Origin of the sequence: Paenibacillus shenyangensis, assembly GCF_000346635.1 — a bacterium.
Lineage (GTDB): Bacteria > Bacillota > Bacilli > Paenibacillales > Paenibacillaceae > Saccharibacillus > Saccharibacillus dauci.
Window position 1 is genome coordinate 85878 of the sequence record NZ_AOIG01000028.1, and the last position, 8956, is coordinate 94833.

General features: G+C 44.5%; 9 protein-coding genes. All 9 read right to left on the reverse strand.

Features of this window, described 5'->3' with window-relative positions; all coding sequences use genetic code 11:
* Positions 1-8 precede the first annotated feature (8 nt).
* Positions 9-1622, reverse strand: a complete 1614-nt coding sequence (gene cntA, locus H065_RS0121235) for a staphylopine-dependent metal ABC transporter substrate-binding lipoprotein (RefSeq protein WP_017815109.1) — start codon at positions 1620-1622, stop codon at positions 9-11.
* 13 nt (positions 1623-1635) lie between these two features.
* The gene (locus H065_RS0121240) at positions 1636-2934 is read right to left on the reverse strand and encodes an opine metallophore biosynthesis dehydrogenase (RefSeq protein WP_017815110.1); all 1299 of its coding nucleotides are present in this window, start codon (positions 2932-2934) and stop codon (positions 1636-1638) included.
* The gene (locus H065_RS0121245; RefSeq protein ID WP_017815111.1) at positions 2931-3734 is read right to left on the reverse strand and encodes a class I SAM-dependent methyltransferase; all 804 of its coding nucleotides are present in this window, start codon (positions 3732-3734) and stop codon (positions 2931-2933) included. Before H065_RS0121245 ends, H065_RS0121240 begins: the two co-directional genes overlap by 4 nt.
* Positions 3735-3828: 94 nt before the next feature.
* Positions 3829-4665 (reverse strand): histidine racemase CntK family protein, encoded by an 837-nt coding sequence (locus tag H065_RS0121250; protein WP_017815112.1) that lies wholly within the window; start codon positions 4663-4665, stop codon positions 3829-3831.
* Between the two features lie 285 nt (positions 4666-4950).
* Complete coding sequence (locus H065_RS0121255; RefSeq protein ID WP_017815113.1) at positions 4951-5727, reverse strand: AraC family transcriptional regulator; 777 nt, start codon at positions 5725-5727, stop codon at positions 4951-4953.
* Between the two features lie 24 nt (positions 5728-5751).
* Entirely contained in the window at positions 5752-6333 is a 582-nt protein-coding gene (locus tag H065_RS0121260) for a LysE family translocator (protein ID WP_026136376.1), read from the reverse strand.
* A 227-nt stretch (positions 6334-6560) separates the two neighbouring features.
* On the reverse strand, positions 6561-7436 hold the full coding sequence (locus H065_RS0121265) for an aldo/keto reductase (protein WP_017815115.1): 876 nt from the start codon (positions 7434-7436) through the stop codon (positions 6561-6563).
* 161 nt (positions 7437-7597) lie between these two features.
* Complete coding sequence (locus H065_RS0121270; protein WP_017815116.1) at positions 7598-8299, reverse strand: hypothetical protein; 702 nt, start codon at positions 8297-8299, stop codon at positions 7598-7600.
* A gap of 37 nt (positions 8300-8336) precedes the next feature.
* The coding region (locus H065_RS27990) for a hypothetical protein (RefSeq protein WP_017815117.1) at positions 8337-8956 on the reverse strand (620 nt) is incomplete at its 5' end.

An 8956-nucleotide genomic window follows, 5' to 3' on the forward strand; every position in this document is an offset into this window, starting at 1 on the left:
CCTGCTGATTATTGAAAGCTCATTAATTCAAAGGGCAGCTCGTATTGTGTCTGCTTGAATGAAATATGCTGCAGATTGCTTGGTGCAACGACCGTAATATTACCGTTGGTAAGCGGGATAAAGACGGCTTCCTCATGAACCGTACGCAGAATATCCGCATAGAGTGCTTTGCGTTTTTGTTCGTCCGACGATACCATCACCTGATTGATTTTTTCGTATAGCTGTCCGGATTGGGCAATACCCTGGGTCGTATGCAAATATGCATTTTCAGAAGTGAATCCCGAAATGGTACTCTGCGGATCGTAAGCCAGTCCCCAGGTCTGATTGAACAGCAGATCATACTCTCCTGTTGTTCGGCGGTTGGCGATCGAGGCAGATTCTTCACCAACCAGCTTCAACTGTATTCCAATCGAGGCAGCCGCACTCTGGATCAGCTCCGCCTGGATTTTCTGCGAAGAAGAGTTGCTGTCATAGTACATGGTCATGCTCAGTGGCACGCCGTTTTTGCTTCGGCTTCCGCTGTCGGCATCCAGTTTCCAGCCTGCCTGTTCCAGAAGTGAACCTGCTTTTGCCAGATCGTAGCTTCTTGTTTCCAGCGGTACATCCGCATCATTTACATTACTGGAAAAGAGGGTGTTCGCAGCTGTCTCGGTATCGCCCATAATATCGCGGCTGATCGTCTCTCGATCGACCGCATGCCAAAGTGCCTGCCGAACAGCCGTCTCATGAACCGGACTGCCGGATCGGCTGCTGTTGGCGACGATCATCTTGGTGTTCATCGATTCACTTCGTACAATCTGATAATCCCCGGATGCTTCCAGCTGTTTCATGGCTTCCACATCCATACTGTCCGCTCCGCGGTCATCGGTGAAAGCAAAGTTCACTTCTCCTTTTTGCAGGGCCAGGAATGTTGTTTCTCCTGCCGGCAGTACTTTGGCAGTAATTTTATGGATCGAAGGTGCTCCGTTCCAGTAGTCAGTATTAGCTTCGAATGTTGCGTACTGCTCCGGTTCATGGGCTGTGAGTACATAGGGGCCGGTACCATGGTAGCCGTTGACTCCATTCATCGTCTCTCCATTTTTGAAATCCTTGGGTGAGAGGAATACATACGGGCGAGTCATGGACAGTTCTGCCAGAGCAGGATAATACGGTTCGGACAGAGTTAACTGAACGGTGTGCTCATCGATCACTTTGCACTCCACGATTTTTGTGGATAATTTGATCCAAGAATGCTTTTCCGCATTATGCTGGACAGCGTCGATATTCTGTTTGACCGCTTCGGCATTAAAGGGTTCGCCATCATGGAACTTTACGTCCTGACGCAGATAAAAGGTGTATACTTTGCCGTCTTTGGAGATTTCCCAGGAGGAGGCAAGCAGCGGCTTGATTCCTTCACTCGTGTTCTCTACCAGTGATTCGTATACCATCCCCTGAGCCGGCATTGATCCGGTGTACAGATGGGGATTCATATCATTAATATCTTTGGCGGTAGCATAGGTTATTTCGTTGTTGGAAGCAGAAGCTGTAGGGCGGGATGAAGATTCACCTGCAGGGGAGCAGGCAGACAGGATCGTAGCCGCCAGTGCAATCAGCAGCATGATTTTGGCAAATGACTTGGACATAATGATTCTCTCCTTAGTGAACAGGCTGAATAGTACTGCAGATACTGTTCAGATCTTCATGGAAATTTTGTACTGTGAATGCAGATGATAGAGATTGTTCCGAATGGTTCTGTGCATACTCCCGAATCGTATATTCATATCGACGGATAAACTCATCGATCATTGGACAGGGAGTACTCGTGTGACGGGCAATTCCCTGTATCATTTTGATTCGGTAATAGTCTTCTTGCGGCATACGCGGAATATCCAGCTCACCCTCCTGATTGATAAATACCTGACGGAACGGTACAGCCGAGAAATCGAAATATCTTCCTTGGCGATCGGGTTCGGAAAAAGGATCAATGAGTAGTGATGCGTAGCGGATGTACAGTAAATACTGCTGATGAATCGTATCCAGCTGATCAAAATTATCGATATCCTGACGTTTCAGACTTTCCGACCGCACTGGATAATTATCGTCAATCATAAACTTCAGCAGATTGATACCGGAGATATCCAGCTTCTTCAGAATGGATGTGATCTCTTGCCACTGGGTGAGCATGCTTCGAATCAGTTCCTGGGTGATCGGGCCTTCCGGATACAATTTGTAGACATATCTCGGAATCGAATCTTCACTAAAAATGGCTTGTAGTGCAATATCATTCATGAACAGCGGCGGATGCACATACAGAGAGATATTCCTCGTCTCCGCTTCCAGCGGTGAATCCATCATCTGCAGCTGCACTCCCAATCGATGGTACATTTCCTGTAAATAGATGAGTCGGGAGGACTTTTCTTGTACGGAACCGGCATAGATTTTCTTTTTGACCGCTGTCGTCAGTACGGTACAAGAAGGTTGTTGATGTGCCCAGCGTGTATCCCCATGATAGGTGGAGAAGCTGATCACTTCGGCTGCCGGATTGAATTCCTTTATGTAATGATGAACCAGATGACCCGAGCCAAAGGTTGGCGAGATGAGTAGAATAGAACGAACATGTTGTAGAACTTCTCTGCCGATCTGCTTCAGTACAGTCGTATAGGCATCTGTCGTTACAGCGAGGATCAGTGTATCCCATTGCCCGGTGATATTTGGATATCCGGTATATCTATGATCCATCCGGCATTGCCCTGCCATGCGGTGATGTTGTTCGTTCTGAATATGAACTTCAACTACTCCGCCGCTCGTTTCCAGTGCGTCCATAAGCTGTGCCGAACGGGATGAGGGTCTACCGGCAATTCCGATCGTACAATTCAGCTGATTCTTCAGCATCACCGCCAATTGAATCGCTACCGGTCCTGTGCCCAGCAGCAGTACATTGCCGAATTCATTCATTGTGCAGACTCCTTTCGGTACAGAGCGATATCAAACACCTGATCCGGTCGCAATATCGTTTCGGTTAGCTTCCATTTCCGGGGATCGGTCTCCTGTAAAGGGAAATTAAACAGGGATTTGAGATCATTGCCATACCTCATAGCGACGACAACTTCGCGATTGGTTAAAGGATATAATCGATCCAGAATATCGTATTTCTGCGCAACGGTAGAACTGAAAATGATATGAGTAGCCGTACCCGTAACATCGAGTTCTTCTACTGGAGCAGACAGCAGCCGTATATTTAGTTCCGGTCCCAATTGATCGATAACGGATCTTCCCAGTTGAATCGATTCTTCGTCAATATCTATTCCAATCACTTCAGCCCCGGTACGTCTGGCAATAAGCATTGGTGTCATAGGGAACGAGCCGGATCCGATCATCAGTACCCGTGATTCACCGGTGACTTGCACTCCGCCAAACTCCTGCTCGATACAGGATTCGATATTTTTGAAATAATCAGTGATTCCGCTGCTGCCTTCCAGCAATTTCAGTGCACGGTATTTCTCCATCAACGCTACACACCAGGCAGAGATATGTCTTAAATCCTCTGCGATCAGAGACATATGCACAGCTTCCTCATCCTGTAATCGCTCCCATATCTGCTGATGATGCGGATCGGTAATAAAACGCGAGTAATCATCGATCAACTTCTGCAGCTCCATATGATGGGTCATCGTCTGATCATACTGGGCGGCTGCCTGCTGAAATGAATCCCGGTAATAATTCAGACTATCCTGTATACTTGCCAGCTTCTCCATGGGACATCACTCCAATTTCGTTATTATAGTCAGAGGCTTCAGTGGGTTGATTTTGTCATGCCAGGACAAAACCATCTATTGAACAAGACAACGATTACGCGTGAATAAATGCTTTGCCTTTTGCCACAATCCCAACCGTACCTTCAATCTCCAATTTGCTCAGTCCTTGCTGTCCGTAATCGGCAGCCACATGAATTGTACCGCCTGGCTGCCTTATATCAGCAGTGATATTTCTCTGATGTTTCCACGCCAGATAGGCTCCCATAGAGGCAGTACCCGAACCACATCCTCTTTCCCAGATCAGACTGTCCAGCAGCGGTACGTAGATGAGCGGCGCCATTTCTCCAGACTTTGCATCATAGAGCATCATGCCTATCAGACTGAATCGATCATCAACATCTACCGTGCGGACCAATGCTTCAGCTTCTTCCCGAATCGCATTGCTGAACTGCTGGACTTCCATGACGAGGTGTATAGCATCATGATAGATCAGCTCGGTAGCCTCCCAATTTCGCTCTCCATATTGCAGGTTTCGGAGATGGATCTTCTCGGGTACAGGCATCGAGATTCGGCAGTGATATCCATCTTCATCCCAACGAACCTGACAGTCAATCAGCTGATCGGTCCCGGAGGTCTCCAGCAGAATATGACTTGTATCCAGTGGACTCGCTCCTCGCTCTGCTGCCAGTAATGATGCCAACGCCATACAGGCATTTCCACAAAATTCGCCCCCAGCCATTCGCAAATAGGCGGCTGCATTCGGATATTGTACCGATTCCTCTACAAAACCAACCTGTTCGGCATGCACACTGTCATAAGACATTAGCTTTGAAGCGATATGCAAATGATCTTCTACCGGATGCCGGCTCTTCACCAGAACAGTCATATTTTGCGTAGGACTGCATTTTACAAAATCCACTTCCTGCTTCATGCCTCATCTCCTCTCATTAGTTCATTAGAGAAGTACCATGTTCTCTGAATAATAATAGTAATGATTACGATTATCGTTGATAAGAATATAATAGTTTAATAAATAATGTCAACAATTCTTTTTAATGACTACTATTCCATCTCATAAAAACACAAAAAGCATAAGCATCCAAATCACTGCATTACATACAGCTTTTCTGATGTTTATGATTTTCAGCTTCGTTTATTAGGCATCTATAGTGGAAAAAGGAAAACCAGTGCACCCAGCAGAATCGGTCCAATACCTCTAACCAAGATGAGTCATATATTCAAACGCCGTAGTGCCATACACACTTTTGAAATGTTTGTTCAGATGTGTCAGATCCACAAATCCGCATTCTGCCACCGCCGAGTAAATATCCCGGTTCTTTTCGATTAACCGCTTGGCGCGTTCAAGCTTGCAATTGAGAAAATACTGGTATGGCGAAATCCCGGTATGCATCTTGAAAAACCGGATAAACTGGAATTTGGACAATCCTAGCTCCTCGCAGATCTCTTCCAGTCGCAGTACAGTCTCCAGGTTATCATGGATCATATATTTGGCTGCCCGGAGCATGCCATTATCTGCTTTGTAGCTAGTAGAGAGATTCGTCTCTGCCAGTCCATCTGTGAGAGAGACGAGTCGTTCACTGCATAGTGCTTCATCTTTTTCGTTTAGGATGCTGTGCGCCAGCGCGATAATCCGCTGTTTGAGCTGTTGATCATATACGATTGGCGCAGCAAAGCGCATGATTTCCTTTTTTCCCATGGCTTCCAGCAGCAATGGCGGATCGATATACAACATGACATAATCCAATCCATTGCGATCATGTGCCATCCCATCATGAGCCTGCTCGGGGTTAAATAGCATGACCCCGTTCTGATGAGATAACTGCAAGCTTCCGTTCATCGTGAAATGCTGAATTCCCCGCAGGGTTACACCCATGGCGTATTCCTGATGGGAGTGTCTTTTGTATGTGAAATCAGTAATACTTGCAGATAAAGCCGTGATACCTGCCGACTGTTTGTAAATGAATTTCTCCAAAATGATCACCTCTCCAGCCGTAAATTATATCCATAGCATGACAGCCGCATAGATCAGAAAAAGAGTCATGACCAGATTGGCGATCCGCTGATGCCGCTGTAAAAACTGTTTAAAAATTGTACCAAACATTACCCACGTTGCATAGGCAAGAAATCCGATACAGGTAATGCCGAGCACCCCTATCATGAGTCCGGTAGCCTCTGGATTATATGGCATAATAAAGGTCGGAATAACGGTCATCGTAAACAGGATGACTTTTGGATTTACAAACTGGGTTATAAAACCAGAGCGGAATGTCCCCATCTCACTGAACGTACCCGGTGCAGATGATTTGGATCTGCGTGAAATCTGGTATGCCAGATATAGCATATACAGACTGCCGATCATCTGCATACCAATCAGTATTTTGGGTAATAGAACAGCGAGTATACCACTTAATAGTGCCGATGCTGTCAACAGCAACCCGAATGCGAGTGTAGCACCATACGTATAACGAAGTGCCTTCGCCGTACCTTCCTTGTGCGAAATGGAGAGAATCATAATATTGCTTGGTCCAGGTGTGAAGGTGACGACGAAGCAGTACAATAAAAAAGACAGGATACTGATGAGAAAAACCCCTTTCTGCATGTTATCGGTGTTTTTTACATCACTATACCTGCCTTTAGAGAATGGCTATAGTATATTATTGCAGACAGACGAAAAAGAAATACGTCTGTTTATAATCATTTCTTAATAGGTGGTAATACAAAAACAGAAAACCCACAGCGCCATTAATGAGGCACTGTGGGTTTTCTTTATTTTCCACTATTGATAAGCGGGATGGTTCGACTCTGTTATTCCTGTTCGGAGAGTTTGTCCAGTGTAGCAAAATCTTCATCGCTCAGCTGCAAATTCGCTGCTTCAATATTCTCGTCCAGATGGGACACGGTCGATGTACCCGGAATCGGCAGAATGACTGGTGAACGACGTAGTAACCAGGCAAGCGCGATCTGTGCCGGTTTGGCATTCAGCTTTTTGGAGATTTCGTCCAGCGGACCGCCTTCGCGGGCGAGCTTACCGGTTGCCAGCGGGAACCATGGGATAAAGGCGATATTTTGCTTTTCCGTTTCATTCAGCAGGTCTTCCGATTTGCGGGTGGACAGATTGTACAGATTTTGCACAGATGCTATTTGGGTGATTTTGCTAGCTGCCTGCAGTTCTTCCACATTTACTTCACTTAGTCCGATATGACGGATTTTGCCTTCTTGGCGCAGCTTTTCCAGTTCGCCAAGTTGTTCTTCCAGCGGTACTTGAGGATCGATTCGGTGCAATTGGAACAGATCGATCCGCTCTAGTCCAAGATGTCGCAGGCTCAGTTCCGCCTGTTGACGCAAATATTCCGGACGTCCCACCGGACGCCAATCATCCGGACCTGAACGAGTCAGACCCGCTTTGGTTGCAATAATCAGTCCATCCTTGTATGGATGTAGCGCTTTACGGATTAACTGTTCGGCTACAAACGGACCGTAGGAATCTGCGGTATCAATAAAATTAACACCCAGCTCTAAGGCGCGCTGTAATACCCGCACTGCTTCATCCGGGTCTTTCGGATCACCCCATACTCCTTTGCCGGTCAATTGCATACTTCCATAACCAAGACGATTAACTTCCAGATCGCCGCCGATCTTGAACGTGCCAGCAGCAGCGGCATTCAGGTTTTCGGTTGTCATATGAAAAACACCTCTCATTTACGGATTAGGATTTGCTTACTATTCTATACCTAATTATATATTTACCCGTAAGTTAGGATTTTATGTACAACAGAACTATTTTTATGAATTATTAATCTAAACAAGTACCAAATTTGATTTGTGTAATAAAGAAGTTTTTACTACTTAGCTTGAGTAATCCAATCTTTTATAATATGTTCACTAACCTGAAAGTTGCCGCCATATATATAATCACTATGAAAGTCAGATATTTCATAAGCAACCAAATAGTAATCATTCTCGTACTTTCGAATGATTGCCAACATTCCCAGATTGCCCTGCATAGTATCACTGAAGACCAGCCATTTCCCATACTTTTCAAATCGTAATTCGCCATACTCACCTAATTTTGATAATACAGAACAGTCTGTTCTTGCAGGTAAGCTGGTATGTAGATTGTTCAACAAATACACTTGTTCTACAGTAACAGTTATCCACGCATGATCATATTCATTCAGTAAAATGGATTCTATTTTAAAGTCCACGAAAGCCACTTTATCAATTTCTTCGACCCACTGTTCGTCCCACCCATTCATACGTATCATAGCTGGTGTAAAAAACACACAGTAGTTTTGGTCTATTTCACCACTGAATGGAAATTCAGATCGAACCATATATTTCCTTGCGCATTCAGGCGTTTCATTTAATAAAAGCAGATTTTCAAAATTGATTTCTTCTAAGTCCGCTTCATGAGTGAAATTATAATTGTACCATGATACCGCATACTCATAGGCAGATAGTATAAATCCTTGGGGTGGGTGAAATGCTACACTTTCTTTTTGTCTACATACTGGACAATAAAATTCAACGCTTTGTTTCGACATATCAAATATCTCCTTGATTCTTTTATTACTGTTTGAATTATGACCAGTACACTGAATTATTGTTCAAGATCGATGCCTTATATAACTCTCTGAGTTCTGAGGTACAAATCAGATTAGAAGTTTTTAATTTCCTACGCACTACTTTTAATTCAGAAGGATAATAAAATTCTCTGGTTTCCCAATTTTTTAATCGTTCAAAAGCAGAGCGAGATACAAAATGCTTTCCTGTATCCATATCTGTAAAAGTAACAATGGATTTTATTCTTTCGCTTTCTGCGAGATGCTTCACTTCCTGTTTGAAAGAAAGAGATCTAAACAATACATTTTCCTGTGAATCTGTTATACAGAATCCTGTTGGATTCAGTGAATGGGTATATTCTGTTCCGCCATAAAAGAAATCAACTTGTTCACCTTCCAGCACAATCCTGTAGTTCTGTCCGGTCTGAGAATCAACAATACAATCGACATTGAGATCCGTCATTTTAGTACAGAAATGATTCAGTTCTCGCAAAGCCTCTTGAGCTTCAATAGGTGTAATTTCTTTTTCTCCCATAGTAGAAAGATAAGGATAGTACCTTTTACCAAGTCGATTCAAAATAGATTCTAATAAATTCCACCCACTGACATTTGCTACTCTAGGGCGTGTTTTAAAACCCG

What these genes read in the sequence shown, in the direction of transcription:
- cntA (WP_017815109.1), bottom strand. Translation starts at nt 1,622, where the DNA reads ATGTCCAAGTCATTTGCCAAAATCATGCTGCTGATTGCACTGGCGGCT.
- H065_RS0121240 (WP_017815110.1), bottom strand. Translation starts at nt 2,934, where the DNA reads ATGAATGAATTCGGCAATGTACTGCTGCTGGGCACAGGACCGGTAGCG.
- H065_RS0121245 (WP_017815111.1), bottom strand. Translation starts at nt 3,734, where the DNA reads ATGGAGAAGCTGGCAAGTATACAGGATAGTCTGAATTATTACCGGGAT.
- H065_RS0121250 (WP_017815112.1), bottom strand. Translation starts at nt 4,665, where the DNA reads ATGAAGCAGGAAGTGGATTTTGTAAAATGCAGTCCTACGCAAAATATG.
- H065_RS0121265 (WP_017815115.1), bottom strand. Translation starts at nt 7,436, where the DNA reads ATGACAACCGAAAACCTGAATGCCGCTGCTGCTGGCACGTTCAAGATC.
- H065_RS0121270 (WP_017815116.1), bottom strand. Translation starts at nt 8,299, where the DNA reads ATGTCGAAACAAAGCGTTGAATTTTATTGTCCAGTATGTAGACAAAAA.